Consider the following 18094-nt stretch of genomic DNA (forward strand, 5'->3'; position numbering starts at 1 on the left):
GGCGGTCAGGCGACGTGTCGCTGCACTTCCATCGACAGCGCGATATTGCAGGTGAACGCGACTGCACCTTCCTCGACGATCGCAGCCGGGTCGGTCGCCGCCGCGCCCGCCCGTTCCAGCGCGTCGCGATAGGCGAGCTTCAACGTCGCCGGATCGCCGATCGCGGAGAAATCATAGTGCATCAGTTCGTTCGGACCGAGCTGCATGGTCTTCTCCAGCAGCCGCCGCACGATCTGTCCGCCGTTGAGATCGCCGAGATAGCGGGTGTAGGCGTGGGCGATCAGCAGGCTGCCGTCGGCCGCGGTCACCTCGGCTATCCGATCCGCATAGGCCGCGGCGGCCGGAAGTAACGGCAGTCGCTCGGTCCAGTCGTCCCCCGCCAGTGCGACCAGATCGGATTCGATCGCCGGCGTGCGTGCCAGCGGATACTCCGCCAGCGGCGCCAACGCCGGATCGTCGCGATGCTGCGCGATACCGGCCTCGATCGCCTGATAGGCCGGATGCAGATTGCGCAGCAGCAGGGTGTAGCCGGCTCGCCCTGCGGTGCCGTGCAGGATCTCGGCGAGAATTCCGGTCTTCTCGGCTTCGAGATGAAGCTGTCGGGTCCGCACGTACAATGCGCTCACGACGCTGTCGCCGGCGCCGCGCTTTGCCGAATTCACCACCATGCTGGCCTCCAATGCAGCGCGCCTTATAGCAGAGACCTGCCGGCGTGCACGAGGCGTCGTCAGCGCTTGTCCTTGGCCGCTGCCGCTATCTGTCGGGCGACGCGCGGCGCGCTCGCGCCATCGGTCGCACAGGCATCGGCGCCGAGCGTGCGGACCAGATCCGGCCGGCGGATCAGCAGCGGCCCGCCCAGAAGGACGGCAACCCGCCGATTGCGCGAGTCACGACGAATGTCCTGGATGTCGCGTTTCAGTTCGTCGAGCCGCCGATCGCCGCTGACGGAAAAGCCCACGACGTCGAACGCGCGTTCCTGCACCAGCGCCATCAGTTCGCGGCGCGATGCGAACGGCCCGGTCCAGATGTCCCAGCCGTCCCAGCGAAAGAACTCGGCGACCATCGCCAGTCCGAAGCTGTGCTGCTCACCGGGGATTGCGGTGAGAAGCACGGTGCCGGCGCCGCTCGCGCGGCGTTCATCCGCGACGCTCTCGCCGAGATGACGAAGAATCCGTTGCAGACGACTAACGGCGAGCGTGACGTTGGCGAAGCTCGTGGTGTCGTCTTCCCACATCTCGCCGAGGCGATGCGCGGCCGGCGCCAGCAGGTTGAGGAAGATCAATTCGGTGGCGGTCCCCCGCGCGATAAGACTCTCCACGTAGTCCAGCGCAGCCGTCTCGTCGTTGCCGAGAGCCAGCAGGGTGAACTGTTGCAAACCGAAAGGCGTACCAGGATCGACCGGGGCGGACATGTTCGTAATCGGGATCGGCGGCAGCGTCATTCGGGAATGGGTGAGAGTACGAAGCGAGGCGGCAATGGCGGCGGCCTGGAGCGGTGGGCGGTGCCGCCAGATCGGCTCCGGAATCGGAGGCGACAGAGGAGTTACCGGCGGGATGGCCGGCTCGGCGGCGGCAATCGCCGCAATCGGAAGGTCGTTCCAGTCCGCCATGAGGGGTGCTCCCTGACCATAGACTTAAGGCTGACGGCCTTCCGACCGTCAAGTTTAATTTACGTATGGTTTGATTGACAGTGGCATGCGTGGAGACTAGCCTTTGTTGATCAGCCGCACTTTTGGGAGTGGCGCGGTGCATCGTCTGTCGGCATCAGATCAAGAAAAAGAGGGTCTGGGTGCGACAGTCCCAGCCTCCCAACCGAGCGTGTCGGTATCGCACCACCGCGACGCGCAGGTGTCAAACGTTCTTTACATGAAGGCCTCGGAGTGTGCAGTGCCGCACAATGGCACCGCCAACTCGGATCCCCAGCAAAAGCAAACGGTTAAGATGCTCTACACGCCCGAAGAGCGGGTCCGCCGAGACGCAACAAAATGGACGCTGGTGCAGGGCATCCTGGCGCCGGTTCAGTTCGTGGTGTTCCTGATCAGCCTTGGCCTGGTGCTGCGCTATCTCGCCACCGGCGACGGCTACACCGCTGCGACGGTGTCGGTCGTGATCAAGACCCTGGTGCTCTACACCATCATGATCACCGGCGCGATCTGGGAGCGCGAAGTCTTCGGCTGTTACTTGTTCGCCAAGGCGTTCTTCTGGGAAGACGTGTTCAGTTTCCTGGTGCTGGCGCTGCACACCGCCTATCTGGTGATGCTGTTCTTCGGCCTCGGCGAGGCGCGCGATCAGATGTACGTCGCGCTCGCCGCTTATGCGACCTACGTCGTCAACGCCACTCAATTCCTGCTCAAGCTGCGCGCCGCGCGTCGTGACGAGCGGATCGCAGGTCTGCGCGAGCCCTCGGTGTCCGGGGGGCGCGTATGACCGTCCATGTCACGGGCTGTTCGACCGCGACCGCGGATCAACTGGTGTCCCGCGAGATCCGCACCGAGAGCGGCCAGCGCGAAGTGTTCTGCGGGCTGACCGGCATCGTCTGGCTGCATCGCAAGATCCAGGATGCGTTCTTTCTGGTGGTCGGATCGCGCACCTGCGCGCATCTGATTCAATCGGCCGCCGGCGTGATGATCTTCGCCGAGCCGCGGTTCGGCACCGCGATCATGGAAGAGAAGGATCTGGCCGGACTCACCGACGCCAATGACGAGCTCGACCGCGTCGTCACCCAACTGCTGGCGCGCCGGCCCGATATCAAGCTGCTGTTCCTGGTCGGCTCGTGCCCGTCCGAAGTGATCAAGCTCGATCTGTCGCGCGCCGCGCTGCGGCTGTCACAGCGGTTCTCGCCGGAGGTGCGCATCCTGCACTATTCCGGCAGCGGCATCGAAACCACCTTCACGCAGGGCGAAGACGCCTGCCTCGCATCGCTGGTGCCGGAGCTGCCGGCATCGACCGATAGCAAGCCGTCGCTGCTGGTGATCGGTTCGCTGGCCGACGTGGTGGAAGATCAGTTCTCCCGGATGTTCGATGCGCTCGGCATCGGCGACGTCGCGTTCTTCCCGCCGCGCAAATCGACCGCGCTGCCGAGCGTCGGGCCCAACACCAAGATTCTGATGGCGCAGCCGTTCCTGCCCGACACCGTGCGGGCGCTGGAGGAGCGCGGCGCCAAGCGACTCGCCGCGCCGTTCCCGCTCGGCGTCGAAGGCACCACCGGCTGGCTGCGTGCCGCCGCCGATGCGTTCGGCATCGACCCGGCGAAGTTCGAGCAGGTCACCGCGCCCAACCGCGCCCGCGCCGAGCGTGCGCTCGCCGCGTTCAAGAGCGAACTCGGCGGCCGGCGGATCTTCTTCTTCCCCGACTCGCAGCTCGAGATTCCGCTGGCGCGTTTCCTGTCGCGCGAACTGGACATGCAGCTCGTCGAAGTCGCAACGCCGTATCTGCACCGCGAACAGCTCGCCGAGGAGCTGAAGCTGCTGCCCGCCGGCGTCGCTCTGACCGAAGGACAGGACGTCGACGATCAGCTCGACCGCTGCCGCGTCGCGCGTCCCGACATCGTGGTGTGCGGCCTCGGTCTCGCCAATCCGCTCGAAGCGGAAGGCATCACCACCAAATGGTCGATCGAACTCGTGTTCACCCCGATCCAGGGCTACGAGCAGGCGGCCGATCTCGCTGAATTGTTCGCGCGGCCGCTGGTGCGGCGCGCCAAGTTGGTGGCCTGATCATGCAGCTCACCGTCTGGACCTACGAAGGACCTCCCCACGTCGGCGCGATGCGAATCGCCACCGGCATGGAAGGGCTGCACTACGTGCTGCACGCGCCGCAGGGCGACACCTACGCCGATCTGCTGTTCACCATGATCGAGCGCCGCAACAAGCGGCCCCCGGTGACCTACACGACGTTCGCGGCGCGTGATCTCGGCAAGGACACCGCCGAGCTGTTCATGACCGCGGCCCGCAATGCCTATGCGCGCTTCAAGCCGCAGGCGATGATCGTCGGCGCCTCCTGCACCGGCTCGCTGATCCAGGACGATCCGGGCGGGCTCGCCAAGTCGCTCGGCTTCTCGATTCCGGTGATTCCGATCGATCTGCCGGCGTATCAGCGCAAGGAGAACTGGGGCGCGTCCGAGACGTTCTACCAGCTCGTGCGCGCGATCGTCGGTCCGAAGGCGCCGCCGCCCGGCACCAAGCGTCCCGAACGTCCCGCGGGTCAGCGCCCCAAGTGCAATCTGCTCGGGCCGACCGCGCTCGGCTTCCGCCATCGCGACGACGTCACCGAGATCACCAGGCTGCTCGGCCAGCTCGGGATCGACGTCAACGTCGTGGCGCCGATGGGCGCGACTCCCGTCGACCTGACCCGGCTCGGCGATGCCGACTTCAACGTCGTGCTGTATCCGGAAGTGGCCTCGCAGGCGGCGTCCTGGCTGCAGCGGATCTTCCATCAGCCGTTCACCAAGACGATTCCGATCGGCGTGTCGGCGACGCGCGAGTTCGTGCGCGAAGTCGCAAGCCTTGCCGGCGTCGATCCGGAGCCGGTGCTGGCCGCGGCGTCGACCCGGCTGCCGTGGTACTCGCATTCGGTCGACTCGACCTACCTGACCAACAAGCGCGTCTTCATCTTCGGCGACGCCACCCATGCGATCGCCTCGGCGCGGATCGCATCGGAAGAGCTCGGCTTCAAGGTGGTCGGGCTCGGCACCTACAGCCGCGAGTTCGGCCGCGACGTCCGCGAGGCGGCGGCGAAATACGGCGTCGAGGCGCTGATCACCGACGACTATCTCGAAGTCGAAGCCAAGGTCGCCGAACTGCATCCGGAGCTGGTGCTCGGCACCCAGATGGAACGCCACATCGCCAAGCGCCTCGGCGTGCCCTGCGCAGTGATCTCGGCGCCGGTGCACGTCCAGGATTTCCCCGCGCGCTACGCGCCGCAGATGGGATTCGAAGGCGCCAATGTGATCTTCGACACCTGGGTCCATCCGCTGATGATGGGTCTCGAAGAGCATCTTTTGGCGATGTTCAAGGACGATTTCGAATTCAAGGACGGCGCGCTGCCGTCGCATCTCGGCACCGGCCACGCACCCGCTTCGGCGCCTGCCGTGGTGGAGGTCGCCGTTGCGCTGCCGCAAAGCGCGCCGGTTCTCGACGGTGCAGCATCTCAGCCGGTTCCGGCCGCACCCGCCCCTACGGGGGCCGTGTGGGCACCGGAAGCCGAAAAGGAACTGCTGAAGATACCGTTCTTCGTCCGCGGCAAGGCGCGCCGGAACACCGAGCGCTTCGCCAACGAGAATGGTGTCGCAACCATTACTGTCGAGACCTTGTACGATGCCAAAGCGCACTTCGCCCGCTGACAAGACCCCGGTCCGGGTCGTCATCGTCACACTGGACAGCCATCTGTCCGGCGCCGCTGCACGCGCCCGCAACGCGTTGCGCAAGGACTATCCCGGAATCGAACTGACGGTGCACTCCGCCGACGAGTGGGGCAGCGACGGACACGCGCTGCAGCGCTGCCTCGCCGACATCGCCACCGGCGACATCGTCATCGCCACCATGCTGTTCATGGACGATCACGTCCGTGCGGTGATGCCGGCGCTGCAGGCGCGGCGCAACGACTGCGACGCGATGGTGTGCTGCATGTCGGCCGCCGAGGTGGTCAAGCTCACCCGTATCGGCAAGTTCGACATGAGCGCCGAAGCGCTCGGCATGATCAACTGGCTGAAGAAGCTGCGCGGAAAGAAGACCGAAGGCTCGGCCGGCAAGGGCGAGATGAAGATGCTGCGGCAGCTGCCGAAGCTGCTGCGTTTCGTGCCCGGCACTGCGCAGGACATGCGCGCCTACTTCCTGACGCTGCAATACTGGCTGGCCGGCTGCGAGCAGAACATCGCCAACATGGTGCGGCTGCTGATCGACCGCTATGCGGACGGGCCGCGCAAGGGACTGCGCGGCGTCGCCAAGGTCGAGCCGCCGCTCGAATACGCCGATGTCGGCGTGTATCACCCGAAGATGAAGGGCCGCATCGCCGAGTCGCTCGACAAGCTGCCCCCGGGGCCCGCCGAGGCCAAGGGCACGGTCGGCGTACTGTTGCTGCGCTCCTATCTGCTCGCCGGCAATGCCGGCCACTATGACGGCATGCTGGAGTCGTTCGAGGCCAAGGGGCTGCGCGTCATTCCGGTGTTCGCTTCGGGCCTCGATCAACGCCCGGCGATCGAGAAGTTCTTCATCAAGAACGGCCGTCCGGTGGTCGACGCGGTGGTGTCGCTCACCGGCTTTTCGCTGGTCGGCGGTCCCGCCTACAACGACTCCAAGGCGGCCGAAGAGATTCTGACCGCGCTCGACGTGCCGTATCTGTCGGCGCACCCGGTCGAGTTCCAGACGCTGGAGCAATGGGCGACGTCGGATCGCGGCCTGATGCCGGTGGAGAGCACCATCATGGTGGCGATCCCCGAGCTCGACGGCTGCTCGAACCCGATGGTCTATGGCGGCCGCTCCGACGGCGGCGACATCGCCTGCCCGGGCTGCGAGAAGTTCTGCAAGTTCGACCGCAACGAGAGCGGCGGCGACATGTATGTCTGCTCCGAGCGCGCCGAGATGCTGGCGTCGCGCACCGCGCGGCTGATCGCGCTGCGCCGGAGCGAACGCAAGGACCGCAAGATCGCTGCGGTGCTGTTCAACTTCCCGCCGAACGCCGGCAACACCGGCACCGCGGCGTTCCTCGGCGTGTTCGAGTCGCTGTTCAACACGCTGAAGGCGATGAAGGCCGAGGGCTACACCGTCGAGGTGCCGGAAAGCGTCGACGCGCTGCGCGAGGCGATCATCACCGGCAATGCGGCACGGTTCGGTTCGACCGCCAACGTCCATGCCCGGGTGATGGCCGGCGATCACGTCAAGGCCGAGCGCTGGCTGCGCGAGATCGAAGGGCAGTGGGGTCCGGCGCCCGGCAAGCAGCAGAGCGACGGCTCCTCGATCTTCATTCTCGGCGAGCGCTTCGGCAACGTGTTCGTCGGCGTGCAGCCGGCGTTCGGTTACGAAGGCGACCCGATGCGGCTGCTGTTCGAGAAGGGGTTTGCGCCGACGCACGCCTTCTCGGCGTTCTATCGCTGGATCAAGCAGGATTTCGGCGCTCACGCGGTGCTGCATTTCGGCACCCACGGCGCGCTGGAATTCATGCCCGGCAAGCAGACCGGCCTGTCCGGCACCTGCTGGCCCGACCGCATGATCGGCGATCTGCCGAACATGTATCTGTACGCCTCCAACAACCCGTCCGAGGGCGCGATCGCCAAGCGGCGCTCGGCCGCGACGCTGGTCAGCTATTTGACGCCGCCGGTCGCGCATGCCGGCCTGTATCGCGGGCTGCTCGAACTGAAATCCTCGCTCGAGCGCTGGCGCGGGCTGACGCCGGAGGAAGAGACCGAGCGCGAGAATCTGGCCACGCTGGTGCAGGCGCAGGCCGCCGGCCTCGATCTGGTCCCGGCGGAGCCGGCGTGGACCGCCGAAGAGGCGGGCGCCGCCATCGCCAAACTCGCCGATGCCGTGCTGGAGATGGAGTATGCGCTGATCCCGCACGGCCTCCACGTCGTCGGCAACGTGCCGTCCGAAGAGGAGCGGGTGGAGACGCTGGAAGCGGTCGCCGATGCGATGCACGGCAAGCGCCCAGACAAGTCGGTGCTCGAAGCGCTGGTGCGCGGCGGCCATCCCGAACATCTGTCGGGCAACGGGCCGGAGGCGCAGGCCAATCTCGACATGCTCAAGGAGCTGGCCGGGATCGACAAGCTGCTCGCCGAGGATCACGAGCTCGCCGCGATCCTGCGTGCGCTCGACGGCAAGTTCATCCGTCCGGCGCCGGGCGGCGACCTGCTGCGCACGCCGCAGGTGCTGCCGACCGGCCGCAACCTGCACGGCTTCGATCCGTTCCGGATCCCGTCGGCCTACGCGCTGCAGGACGGCGCCAAGCAGGCGCAGCGGCTGATCGACAAGCACATCGCCGAGGGCAATCCGCTGCCCGAGACCGTCGCGATCGTGCTGTGGGGCACCGACAATCTGAAGAACGAAGGCGCGCCGATCGGCCAGGCCCTGGCGCTGATGGGGGCCCGGCCGCGGTTCGACGGCTACGGCCGTCTCGCCGGCGCCGACCTGATCCCGCTGGAAGAACTCGGGCGGCCGCGGATCGACGTGATCATCACCATGTCGGGCATCTTCCGCGACCTGCTGCCGCTGCAGATCAAGCTGCTCGCCGAAGCCGCCTTCATGGCGGCGAGCGCCGAGGAGCCGGCCGAGCAGAACTTCATCCGCAAGCATTCGCTGGCCTATCAGGCCGAGCACAAATGCGACATGGAGACGGCGTCGCTGCGGGTGTTCGGCAACGCCGACGGCGCCTACGGCTCCAACGTCAACCACCTGGTCGAGAACAGCCGCTGGGAAGACGAGGACGAGCTCGCCGACACCTACACCAAGCGCAAGAGCTTTGCCTACGGCCTCAAGGGCCAGCCGGTGCAGCACGCCGACCTGCTCAAGAGCGCGCTGGCCGACGTCGATCTCGCCTATCAGAACCTCGACTCGGTCGAGCTCGGCGTCACCACGGTCGACCACTACTTCGACACGCTCGGCGGCATCAGCCGCGCGGTGCGCAAGGCGAAGGGCGGCCAGGCTGCGCCGGTGTATATCGGCGACCAGACCCGCGGCGCCGGCACGGTGCGGACGCTGTCGGAGCAGGTCGCGCTCGAGACCCGCACCCGGATGCTGAATCCGAAGTGGTACGAAGGGATGCTGAAGCACGGCTACGAAGGCGTGCGTCAGATCGAAGAGCACGTGACAAATACTATGGGCTGGTCGGCAACCACGGGTGAAGTCGCGCCGTGGGTGTACAAGCAGCTCACCGAGACCTTCGTGCTCGACCCTGAAATGCGGGCACGCCTCGCCGCGCTCAATCCGGTCGCCTCGGCGAAAGTCGCCAACCGCCTGATCGAAGCGCACGAACGCAACTACTGGTCTCCGGACCCGGAAATGCTCGAGACCCTGCGCAAGGCAGGCGAAGAGCTCGAGGATCGCCTGGAAGGCGTGGGAGTGGCCGCATGAACATCCTGACTGATCCCAACAAGCTGAAAACCTCGGGCTGCGCCGACGTCAATGCCGGCAAATGCGCCGAGGGCGACGGCGAGGGCAGCGTCCAGGTCCAGCTCGACCCCAACGTCAAGATCGGCACCGCCAAGGTGTTCTCGATCTACGGCAAGGGCGGCATCGGCAAGAGCACGACCTCGTCGAACCTGTCGGTGGCGTTCTCCAAGCTCGGCAAGCGCGTGCTGCAGATCGGCTGCGATCCCAAGCACGACTCCACCTTCACGCTGACCAAGCGGCTGATGCCGACGGTGATCGACGTGCTGGAGTCGGTGAACTTCCACTCCGAGGAGCTGCGCCCCGAGGACTTCGTATTCGAAGGCTACAACGGCGTGATGTGCGTCGAGGCCGGCGGTCCGCCGGCCGGCACCGGCTGCGGCGGCTATGTCGTCGGCCAGACCGTCAAGCTGCTCAAGGAACACCATCTGCTCGAAGACACCGACGTGGTGATCTTCGACGTGCTCGGCGACGTGGTGTGCGGCGGCTTCGCCTCGCCGCTGCAGCATTCCGAGCGGGCGATGATCGTCGCCGCCAACGACTTCGATTCGATCTTCGCCGCCAACCGCATCGCCGCGGCGATCCAGGCGAAGTCGAAGAACTACAGCGTGCGGCTGGCGGGACTGATTGCCAATCGCAGCCGCGAGACCGACCAGATCGACAAGTTCGGCGAGCGCACCGGTATCAAGCGCGTCGCGCATCTGCCGGATCTCGATGTCATCCGGAAGAGCCGTCTGAAAAAGATGACACTTTTTGAGATGGATCACACCGCAGAAATCGAAGCTGTGCAAAATGAATATCTTCGGCTCGCTACCGAATTGTGGGAGGCGAAGGAACCCCCGGTCCAGGGCAAGCCGCTGAAGGATCGCGACATCTTTGATCTCTTGGGATTTGATTGATGGCGTTGGGCAGCTACATCGAGCGACGCGGCGAGCTTGAAACCTATTTCGACCGCACCGCCGCCGACACCTGGGCCAAGCTGACGTCGGACGCGCCCGTCAGCGGCATCCGCGCCACCGTGCGCGCCGGCCGCGACGAAATGCGCAACACGCTGCTGTCGTGGCTTCCCGCCGACATGACCGGCACCCGGCTGCTCGACGCCGGCTGCGGCACCGGCGCGCTGTCGATCGAGGCGGCGCGTCGCGGCGCCAAGATCGTTGCGATCGATCTGTCGCCGACGCTGGTGGCGGTGGCGCGCGAACGGCTGCCGGCCGACATCGATCCGGCCGCGATCGACTTCCGCTCCGGCGACATGCTCGACCCCGAACTCGGCGAGTTCGACTTCGTGGTCGCGATGGACTCGCTGATCCACTATTTGCCGCACGACATCTGCCGGATGCTGGCGACGCTGGCGTCGCGCACCCGGCAGTCGATGGCGGTGACCTTCGCGCCGAAGACGCCGCTGCTGACGCTGATGCATTTCGTCGGCGGCTTCTTCCCGCGCGCCGACCGCGCCCCGGCGATCGAGCCGATCAGCGAAAAGACGCTGCGCAGCCTGGTGGCGGCGGAGCCGCTGCTGGCGCAATGGCAGCCCGGCCGCACCCATCGGGTGTCGTCCGGCTTCTACACCTCGCAGGCCCTGGAGATGGTTCGACGATGAGCCAACTGGCGGCGACATTGGCGAAAGGCTGGATGCGTCTCGGGACGCGTTTCCTGCCGTTCGCCGACGCGGCGACCAAGGAGCTTCCGCTCGGTCGTCTGCTGCGTCTGTCGCTGTTCCAGGTTTCGGTCGGCGCCTCGGTGGTGCTGCTCAACGGCACGCTGAACCGGGTGATGATCGTCGAGCTCGGCGTCACCACGCTGCTCGTCTCGCTGATGGTGTCGCTGCCGCTGGTGTTCGCGCCGTTCCGCGTGCTGATCGGCTTCAAGTCCGACCATCATCGCTCGGTGCTCGGCTGGCGCCGGGTGCCGTATATCTGGATGGGCACGCTGCTGCAGTTCGGCGGCTTCGCGATCATGCCGTTCGCGCTGCTGGTGCTGTCGGGCGAGGGCGCTTATCCGGCGGTGTACGGCCAGTTCGGCGCCGCGCTCGCCTTCCTGCTGGTCGGCGCCGGCCTGCACACCACCCAGACCGCCGGCCTGGCGCTCGCCACCGACATCGCGCCCGAACAGTCCCGGCCGCGGGTGGTGGCGTTTCTGTACGTGATGCTGCTGATCGGGATGACCGGCAGCGCGCTGATCTTCAGCGAGCTGCTGCGCGACTTCAGCGAGCTTCGGCTGATTCAGGTGATCCAGGGCGTCGCGGTGCTGCAGCTCGTGCTCAACGTCGTGGCGCTGTGGAAGCAGGAAGCCCGCAATCCGGCGCTGACCTCGGCGTCGCGGCGGCGTCCGCATTTCGCCGAGTCCTGGACCCAGTTCCGGGACGCCGGCGGTTCGACCCGGATGCTGGTCGCGGTGGCGCTCGGCACCGCCGGCTTTTCGATGCAGGACATTCTGCTGGAGCCGTACGGCGCCCAGGTGCTGCAGCTCACCGTCGGCCAGACCACGGCGCTGACCGCGTTCTTCGCACTCGGCACGCTCGCCGGCTTCGGACTGGCGGCGCGCACGCTCGGGCGCGGCGGCGATCCGTACCGGCTCGCCGGGCTCGGCGCGATGATCGGCATGTTCGCGTTCGCCGCGGTGGTGATGTCGGCCCCGGCGCAATCGGCGCTGCTGTTCCGGGTCGGCACCGCGCTGATCGGTTTCGGCGGCGGGCTGTTCGCAGCCGGCACGCTGACCGCGGCGATGGCGGTGGCGTCTCGCAGTGATTCAGGAATGGCGCTCGGCACGTGGGGCGCAGTGCAGGCGACCGCTGCCGGCGGCGGCATCCTGCTCGGAGGCGGCATCCGCGACGCCGTCACTTCGCTCGCCAGCGACGGCGCACTCGGCGCCGTGCTGTCGGGGCCGGCGATCGGTTACTGCTTCGTCTACTACATCGAGATCGCGTTGCTGTTCGCAACGCTGGTTGCGGTCGGTCCGCTCGTGCGCACGACACGAACGGACTACGCGCAGTCGTCAGCCAAATTCGGCCTAGCCGAATTTCCAGGTTAACTAAGAGGAAGGGGTCTGTCCCATGCAACCCGGAGCGTATTTGGACTTAGCACAGGTTACCCTGTACGTATTTTGGATCTTCTTCGCTGGCTTGCTGTTCTATCTTCGCCGGGAAGACAAGCGCGAGGGCTATCCGCTGGTCGCCGATGTCGGCACCGGCACGCGCCTGGCGAAGATCGGCGTGCCGGCCCCGCCGGATCCGAAGACCTACCTGCTGCGCGGCGGCGCCACCAAGACCGTGCCGTCGACCGGCAACGACCGCCCGAACGTGGCGCTCGCCCCGTCCGCGCCGTGGCCCGGTGCGCCGTTCGTTCCGACCGGCAACCCGTTCGCCGACGGCGTCGGCCCGGGCTCCTACGCCCAGCGCGCCGACGTGCCGGAACTCGGCCTCGACAACCTGCCGATCATCGCGCCGCTGCGCGCCGCGAAGGGCATGTTCCTCGACCCGCGTGACCCGAACCCGGTCGGTATGCCGGTGGTCGGCTGCGACGGCGTGGTCGGCGGTACGGTGACCGAAGTCTGGGTCGACCGCGCCGAAGTGCTCGCCCGCTACCTCGAGGTCGAGGTCGCCAAGAGCCGCAAGCGCGTGCTGCTCCCGGTGCCGTTCGCGCTGATCAACGACCCGTTCGGCAAGGTGTCCGTCGACGCCATCCGCGGCGATCAGTTCGCCGGCGTCCCGACCACCGCCAAGACGGACCAGGTCACCAAGCTCGAAGAAGACAAGATCTGCGCGTACTACGGCGCCGGCACGCTCTACGCCACGCCGCTGCGTTCGGAGTCGCTGGTATGACCGACGCCCCCAGCCAGTTTCGTGAGCTTCCATCGCCCTTGCCGGAGGGAGAGCGCGTCATCTGGCAGGGGAAGCCGACCTACAAAGGGTTGGCCATCAGGTCCTTCCACATGCGGGCGGTGGCGATCTATTTCGCCCTGCTGATCGCGTGGAAGGCCTGGTCGAACTGGTCGCAAGGCCAGTCGCCGGCGGAAGCGTTGATGTCCGCATCGACGCTTCTGATCCCGGCGGCGGTCGGCCTCGGCCTGCTCGCACTGCTCGTCTGGCTGTTCCGCCGGGCGACCTGTTACACCATCACCTCGAAGCGCGTCCTGCTGCAGATGGGCGTGGCGCTGCCGATCACCATCAACATCCCGTTGACACGGATCGCCAACGCCGACCTCCGCCGCAATCGTGACGGCAGCGGCGATATCCCGTTGCGGATCATCGACGACAAGCGCGCATCCTACGTGCTGCTGTGGCCGCATGTGCGGCCCTGGTACATCAACAAGCCGGAGCCGATGCTGAATTCGGTTCCGGACGTCGCCACCGTCGCCGCCAAGCTGACCGAGGCGGTGAAGGCGCAGACCGACAGCTCCGCGGTGGCGATCGTGCAATCCAACAGCAGCGGACCGGAGGATGGCCCGCTGCCGAGTTCAACAGCAACGGCAGTTGCCTAACCGGAGATCGAGATGAGCGAGGCCGCGCACAATCTCAATGTTCCGAAGGGTGCTCTGATCGCGGCTGCGGCGGTCGTGTTGTTCACGATCGCTGCGGCGGCGACCACCAGCCTGACCGGAATCGGTCATTCCCGGATGACGCCGCCGGCGATGGTCGAAAGCCTCGACCTGAACTTCGAAGACAGTCCGGACGGAGCGGTGCTGGTGTATCGCTCGGCGGACCGCAGCCTGGTGACGTCGCTGCAGCCGGGTCAGTCCGGCTTCGTCCGTGTCGTACTGCACGGCATGGCGCGCGAGCGCCAGAAGTCCGGCGTCGGTTCGGCGCCGTCGTTCCAGCTCGCCCGCTACGTCAACGGTCAGTACACGCTGACCGACCCGGTCACCAAGAAGGTGATCGATCTCAATGCATTCGGCGCCGACAACCTCCGCGCCTTCGCGCAATTGATGCCCGCCGGCAACGGCACAAACCAAACCACCTCCAACAACCAGAACCTCACCGAGAAAGGCGCTTCGAAATAAGCATGTTCGGACTAGGGAAACGCACGAGCTTCGACGTCCCCTGCACGGTCGAGATCGAACAGACCTCGGAAACCCTGCATGCGCACGTCGTCCTCGACGGCGACATCGAAATCGGACCCGGCGACGAGGTCCTGGTTCACGATGCGCCGACCCACGTCGACTTCGGCGAACGTTTGGTCGTTCGTCGCACCGCAACCGTGGTCCGTGCCGGTCTTCTCGACAAGATCCGTGCGCGGTTCGAAGGCTACCGTGAACTGACCGAACTGTACGAAGTCAGCTTTTCGACCGGGAGGGTTCAATGATTCCAATGGAGGGCGGCGCCCAGGGCGCGCTGCGATCACGACCGGACATCAAAGGCAGCGTCGACAGCCTCAACATCGCCAAGCAGGACACCATCCTGACGCCGCGGTTCTACACCACCGACTACGCGGCGATGGACAAGCTGGACGTCAGCCTGGTGCGGACCGAATGGACCGCGATGATGAACGAGCTGCGGGCCGACTACAACAAGTCGCACTTCAAGAAGACCGACGAGTTCATCAACGCCGATCTCGACAAGCTGCCGCCGGAGCTGCGCGCGGAGTTCAAGGACTTTCTGGTGTCGTCGCTGACGGCGGAGTTCTCCGGCTGCGTGCTCTACGCCGAGATCAAGAAGCGGATCAAGAATCCCGAGATCCGCGAGCTGTTCGGCCTGCTCAGCCGCGACGAAGCCCGCCATGCCGGCTTCATCAACGAAATCCTCAAGGATCACGGCATCGGCGTCGACCTGTCGTTCCTGACCAAGGTCAAGAAGTACACTTACTTCCGGCCGAAATTCATCTTCTACGCGACCTATCTGTCGGAGAAGATCGGCTACGCCCGCTACATCACGATCTACCGGCAGATGGAGCGCCATCCCGAGCGCCGCTTCCACCCGATCTTCAAGTGGTTCGAGCGCTGGTGCAACGACGAGTTCCGGCACGGCGAGGCGTTCGCGCTGCTGATGCGCGCCGATCCGTCGCTGCTGTCGGGCGTCAACAAGCTGTGGATCCGGTTCTTCCTGCTCGCGGTGTTCGCCACGATGTACGTCCGCGATCACATGCGGCCGGCGTTCTACGAGGCGCTCGGGGTCGATGCCACCGAGTACGGCATGCAGGTGTTCCGCGTCACCACCGAGATCTCCAAGCAGGTGTTTCCGGTGATGATCAATCTCGACGATCCGCGTTTTCTCCAGAACCTCGAGCGGCTGCGCATAGCCGCCGAGAAGATCGACAAGAGCCACGGCCAGGGCCTGCTCGGCAGGCTGAAGCGGCCGTTCTACGCCGCCTCCGCCGCGCTGGCGTTCGGCCGGCTGTTCCTGCTTCCCGCGAAGCGCAACGAGCTGCCGCGCGTCATCGGCCTGCGTCCGGCGTGGTGAGGGGAACGATCCGATGATCAGCTACCTCGGCCCGCCGATCTTCGCAGCCTTCGTCTGGTGGTTCTCCACCGGAGCGGTGCTGCTGCTGGTCGGCAGCGTCGGCCGTTCCGAATTGCTGCGGGCGGTGTGTGCCGGGGGCATGGTGACCATCGCGCTGTGCGGCCTGTCGGTCACCGCGCACGACGTCAATGTCGGCGCGGCCTACATGGCGTTCAGTTGCATCATCTTCCTGTGGGGCGCGCAGGAGATTGCGTTCCTGTCGGGCTGGCTCACCGGCCCGCGGGCCGAGCCGTGTCCGCCCGACGCCAAGGGGTTCGCCCGGCTCAGCTACGCGCTGCAGGCGATCATCTATCACGAGATCTGCCTGCTCGCCTGCGGCGGGGTGGTGCTGCTGGTCACGCTCGGCGCTCCCAATCAGGTCGGCCTCTGGACCTATGTGGCGCTGTGGGTGCTGCGCCAGAGCGCGAAGATCAATCTGTTCCTCGGCGTGCCCGTCACCAATGACGAGCTGATGCCGGATGCCGTCCAGTTTCTGAAGACCTATTTCGCGCGCAAGCCCGTCAGCGCGTTCTTTCCGATCTCGGTGACGCTGTCGACCGCGGTGCTGGTGGTGATGATCCAGCGCATCGTCGAAGTCGCGAACACGCCGTTCGAGGTCGTCGGTCTCACGCTGGTGTCGACGCTGTTTGCGCTCGGCGTCGTCGAGCATTGGTTCATGCTGCTGCCCCTGCCTGCCATCACGCTGTGGAGCTGGGGCATTCGTCCAGGTTTCTCGCCGGAGAACATCGTCATGGAACAGAACCCCTCCGCCACCATCACCGCCGCATCCGCGCAGGGCTCGCCTGCGCAGCTCAACGAAGCGCCGACCGCGGTCGACGCGCGCCCCGCCGCACCGCAGCTCGTCGTGGTGCCGACCGCCCGGGCCGAGGAGGCGCAGCCGAAGGCGCGCCAGCTCTGCTCCCGGCAGCGGCTCGAAGATCAGTTCCGCCAGACCTTCCTGGAGCAGCATCCCCGGAGCGGCCTGGCATCGGCACGGGTCGCAGAACCCGCCGCGACGCTCAACGGGAGGACGTCATGAACTACGAAGCGTATTTCAAGCGGCAGATCGAAGGCCTCCATCGCGAGGGTCGTTACCGGGTGTTCGCAGACCTGGAGCGCCAGGCCGGCGCGTTCCCGCGAGCGACCCATCATCGCCCCGACGGCACCAGCGACGTCACCGTGTGGTGCTCCAACGACTATCTCGGCATGGGCCAGCACCCGGCGGTGCTGAGCGCGATGCACGAAGCGATCGATTCGTGCGGCGCCGGCGCCGGCGGCACCCGCAACATCGCCGGCACCAATCATTATCACGTCCTGCTCGAGCAGGAGCTGGCGGCGCTGCACGGCAAGGAGGCCGGCCTGCTGTTCGCCTCCGGTTACGTCTCCAACTGGGCGACGCTGTCGACCCTGGCATCGCGGATGCCGGGCTGCGTCATCCTGTCGGATGAATTGAACCATGCCTCGATGATCGAGGGGATCCGCCACAGCCGTAGCGAGACCCGGATCTTCGCCCACAACGATCCGCGCGACCTGGAGCGCAAGCTCGCCGATCTCGATCCGCACGCGCCGAAGCTGGTCGCCTTCGAGTCGGTGTATTCGATGGACGGCGACATCGCCCCGATCGCCGAGATCTGCGACGTCGCCGACGCCCACAACGCGATGACCTATCTGGACGAAGTCCACGGCGTCGGCCTGTACGGCCCGAATGGCGGCGGGGTCGCCGACCGTGAAGGCCTCAGCCACCGCCTGACGGTGATCGAGGGCACGCTGGCCAAGGCGTTCGGCATCGTCGGCGGCTACATCACCGGCTCGGCGGCGCTGTGCGACTTCGTCCGCAGCTTCGCCTCCGGCTTCATCTTCTCCACCGCGCTGCCGCCGGCGGTCGCCGCCGGTGCGCTGGCGAGCGTCCGGCATCTGCGCTCGAGCTCGGCCGAGCGCGAGCGCCATCAGGATCGCGTCGCCCGGCTGCGGATGCGGCTCGATCAGGTCGGCGTCGCCCACATGGCGAATCCGAGCCACATCGTCCCGGTGATGGTCGGCGACGCGGCGTTGTGCAAGCAGATCAGCGACGAGCTGATCAACCGCTACGGCATCTACGTGCAGCCGATCAACTACCCGACGGTGCCGCGCGGCACCGAGCGGCTGCGGATCACGCCGTCGCCGCAGCATTCCGACGCCGACATCGAGCATCTGGTGCAGGCGCTGTCCGAAATCTGGTCCCGGGTCGGCCTCGCCAAGGCCGCCTGAGTCCTTCACTGATCTACCCGAGCAAGACTGGCGCGCGCCGCAAGGCGCGCGCTTTTGTCTATGGCAGGCTCTGCGCTTCAGGCTCTACGCTGCGGCGGTGTCCGCCCCTCACCCCGACCCTCTCCCCGCGAAGGGCGGGGAGAGGGAGCGAGCCGCTCTTGGGGGGGCGCTGGAGCCCGACCTGGCGCGGACGCTTGAGAGTCTCAGTCTCGCGCTCGGCCTAGATGTGAGCTTTCATTAGGTTGTCCATCCGGTCCGGACCGGGGATGCTGAGGTTGCGATGCTTCAGTATCCAGGGAGGGACCGGATGAACATTCACA

Annotated in this window: 16 protein-coding genes; 14 read left to right on the forward strand and 2 right to left on the reverse strand. The window is 66.4% G+C overall.

The features are described 5' to 3' along the window. Positions 1–5: 5 nt before the first annotated feature. Entirely contained in the window at positions 6–668 is a 663-nt protein-coding gene (locus DWA33_RS10700) for a biliverdin-producing heme oxygenase (protein ID WP_114358059.1), read from the reverse strand. A 59-nt stretch (positions 669–727) separates the two neighbouring features. Then, positions 728–1609: a cobalamin B12-binding domain-containing protein gene (locus DWA33_RS10705; protein WP_114358060.1), complete on the reverse strand. Its 882-nt coding sequence runs from the start codon at positions 1607–1609 to the stop codon at positions 728–730. 331 nt (positions 1610–1940) lie between these two features. On the opposite strand from DWA33_RS10705, the gene bchF reads away from it, so the two are divergent. Genes bchF through hemA form a run of 14 tightly spaced genes read left to right on the forward strand, consistent with a single transcriptional unit; the run spans position 1941 to position 17774 of the window. Beyond that, positions 1941–2426, forward strand: a complete 486-nt coding sequence (gene bchF / locus DWA33_RS10710) for a 2-vinyl bacteriochlorophyllide hydratase (protein ID WP_114358061.1) — start codon at positions 1941–1943, stop codon at positions 2424–2426. Beyond that, positions 2423–3712: a ferredoxin:protochlorophyllide reductase (ATP-dependent) subunit N gene (locus DWA33_RS10715; protein ID WP_114358062.1), complete on the forward strand. Its 1290-nt coding sequence runs from the start codon at positions 2423–2425 to the stop codon at positions 3710–3712. Before bchF ends, DWA33_RS10715 begins: the two co-directional genes overlap by 4 nt. Positions 3713–3714: 2 nt before the next feature. Beyond that, positions 3715–5337 carry a ferredoxin:protochlorophyllide reductase (ATP-dependent) subunit B gene (bchB, locus tag DWA33_RS10720; protein ID WP_114358063.1) on the forward strand — a complete coding sequence of 541 codons (1623 nt, stop codon included), beginning with the start codon at positions 3715–3717 and terminating at the stop codon, positions 5335–5337. Further along, positions 5312–9058, forward strand: a complete 3747-nt coding sequence (locus tag DWA33_RS10725; protein ID WP_114358064.1) for a magnesium chelatase subunit H — start codon at positions 5312–5314, stop codon at positions 9056–9058. The genes bchB and DWA33_RS10725 overlap by 26 nt, the downstream gene beginning before the upstream one ends. Then, positions 9055–9993: a ferredoxin:protochlorophyllide reductase (ATP-dependent) iron-sulfur ATP-binding protein gene (bchL, locus tag DWA33_RS10730; RefSeq protein WP_114358065.1), complete on the forward strand. Its 939-nt coding sequence runs from the start codon at positions 9055–9057 to the stop codon at positions 9991–9993. Before DWA33_RS10725 ends, bchL begins: the two co-directional genes overlap by 4 nt. Beyond that, positions 9993–10694 carry a magnesium protoporphyrin IX methyltransferase gene (gene bchM, locus DWA33_RS10735; protein WP_114358066.1) on the forward strand — a complete coding sequence of 234 codons (702 nt, stop codon included), beginning with the start codon at positions 9993–9995 and terminating at the stop codon, positions 10692–10694. The genes bchL and bchM overlap by 1 nt, the downstream gene beginning before the upstream one ends. Then, positions 10691–12124 (forward strand): BCD family MFS transporter, encoded by a 1434-nt coding sequence (locus DWA33_RS10740; RefSeq protein WP_114358067.1) that lies wholly within the window; start codon positions 10691–10693, stop codon positions 12122–12124. Before bchM ends, DWA33_RS10740 begins: the two co-directional genes overlap by 4 nt. A gap of 22 nt (positions 12125–12146) precedes the next feature. Continuing rightward, positions 12147–12914: a photosynthetic reaction center subunit H gene (gene puhA, locus DWA33_RS10745; RefSeq protein ID WP_114358068.1), complete on the forward strand. Its 768-nt coding sequence runs from the start codon at positions 12147–12149 to the stop codon at positions 12912–12914. Further along, positions 12911–13573 carry a photosynthetic complex putative assembly protein PuhB gene (gene puhB / locus DWA33_RS10750; RefSeq protein WP_114358069.1) on the forward strand — a complete coding sequence of 221 codons (663 nt, stop codon included), beginning with the start codon at positions 12911–12913 and terminating at the stop codon, positions 13571–13573. The genes puhA and puhB overlap by 4 nt, the downstream gene beginning before the upstream one ends. Before the next feature lie 12 nt (positions 13574–13585). Continuing rightward, complete coding sequence (puhC, locus tag DWA33_RS10755; protein WP_114358070.1) at positions 13586–14092, forward strand: photosynthetic complex assembly protein PuhC; 507 nt, start codon at positions 13586–13588, stop codon at positions 14090–14092. 2 nt (positions 14093–14094) lie between these two features. Then, a complete protein-coding gene (locus DWA33_RS10760; RefSeq protein ID WP_011157110.1) occupies positions 14095–14394 on the forward strand; it encodes a hypothetical protein in 300 nt (99 codons plus the stop codon). Continuing rightward, positions 14391–15488 carry a magnesium-protoporphyrin IX monomethyl ester (oxidative) cyclase gene (gene acsF, locus DWA33_RS10765; protein ID WP_114358071.1) on the forward strand — a complete coding sequence of 366 codons (1098 nt, stop codon included), beginning with the start codon at positions 14391–14393 and terminating at the stop codon, positions 15486–15488. Before DWA33_RS10760 ends, acsF begins: the two co-directional genes overlap by 4 nt. Before the next feature lie 13 nt (positions 15489–15501). After that, positions 15502–16566: a putative photosynthetic complex assembly protein PuhE gene (gene puhE / locus DWA33_RS10770; RefSeq protein ID WP_114358072.1), complete on the forward strand. Its 1065-nt coding sequence runs from the start codon at positions 15502–15504 to the stop codon at positions 16564–16566. Continuing rightward, a complete protein-coding gene (hemA, locus tag DWA33_RS10775) occupies positions 16563–17774 on the forward strand; it encodes a 5-aminolevulinate synthase (RefSeq protein ID WP_114358073.1) in 1212 nt (403 codons plus the stop codon). Before puhE ends, hemA begins: the two co-directional genes overlap by 4 nt. Positions 17775–18094: the final 320 nt, after the last annotated feature.

Source organism: Rhodopseudomonas pentothenatexigens, assembly GCF_900218015.1.
Lineage (GTDB): Bacteria > Pseudomonadota > Alphaproteobacteria > Rhizobiales > Xanthobacteraceae > Rhodopseudomonas > Rhodopseudomonas pentothenatexigens.

What these genes read in the sequence shown, in the direction of transcription:
- DWA33_RS10705 (WP_114358060.1), bottom strand. Translation starts at nt 1,609, where the DNA reads ATGGCGGACTGGAACGACCTTCCGATTGCGGCGATTGCCGCCGCCGAG.
- bchL (WP_114358065.1), top strand. Translation starts at nt 9,055, where the DNA reads ATGAACATCCTGACTGATCCCAACAAGCTGAAAACCTCGGGCTGCGCC.
- puhE (WP_114358072.1), top strand. Translation starts at nt 15,502, where the DNA reads ATGATCAGCTACCTCGGCCCGCCGATCTTCGCAGCCTTCGTCTGGTGG.
- bchB (WP_114358063.1), top strand. Translation starts at nt 3,715, where the DNA reads ATGCAGCTCACCGTCTGGACCTACGAAGGACCTCCCCACGTCGGCGCG.
- puhB (WP_114358069.1), top strand. Translation starts at nt 12,911, where the DNA reads ATGACCGACGCCCCCAGCCAGTTTCGTGAGCTTCCATCGCCCTTGCCG.
- acsF (WP_114358071.1), top strand. Translation starts at nt 14,391, where the DNA reads ATGATTCCAATGGAGGGCGGCGCCCAGGGCGCGCTGCGATCACGACCG.
- DWA33_RS10715 (WP_114358062.1), top strand. Translation starts at nt 2,423, where the DNA reads ATGACCGTCCATGTCACGGGCTGTTCGACCGCGACCGCGGATCAACTG.
- DWA33_RS10725 (WP_114358064.1), top strand. Translation starts at nt 5,312, where the DNA reads ATGCCAAAGCGCACTTCGCCCGCTGACAAGACCCCGGTCCGGGTCGTC.
- bchM (WP_114358066.1), top strand. Translation starts at nt 9,993, where the DNA reads ATGGCGTTGGGCAGCTACATCGAGCGACGCGGCGAGCTTGAAACCTAT.
- hemA (WP_114358073.1), top strand. Translation starts at nt 16,563, where the DNA reads ATGAACTACGAAGCGTATTTCAAGCGGCAGATCGAAGGCCTCCATCGC.
- DWA33_RS10740 (WP_114358067.1), top strand. Translation starts at nt 10,691, where the DNA reads ATGAGCCAACTGGCGGCGACATTGGCGAAAGGCTGGATGCGTCTCGGG.
- bchF (WP_114358061.1), top strand. Translation starts at nt 1,941, where the DNA reads ATGCTCTACACGCCCGAAGAGCGGGTCCGCCGAGACGCAACAAAATGG.
- puhA (WP_114358068.1), top strand. Translation starts at nt 12,147, where the DNA reads ATGCAACCCGGAGCGTATTTGGACTTAGCACAGGTTACCCTGTACGTA.
- puhC (WP_114358070.1), top strand. Translation starts at nt 13,586, where the DNA reads ATGAGCGAGGCCGCGCACAATCTCAATGTTCCGAAGGGTGCTCTGATC.
- DWA33_RS10700 (WP_114358059.1), bottom strand. Translation starts at nt 668, where the DNA reads ATGGTGGTGAATTCGGCAAAGCGCGGCGCCGGCGACAGCGTCGTGAGC.
- DWA33_RS10760 (WP_011157110.1), top strand. Translation starts at nt 14,095, where the DNA reads ATGTTCGGACTAGGGAAACGCACGAGCTTCGACGTCCCCTGCACGGTC.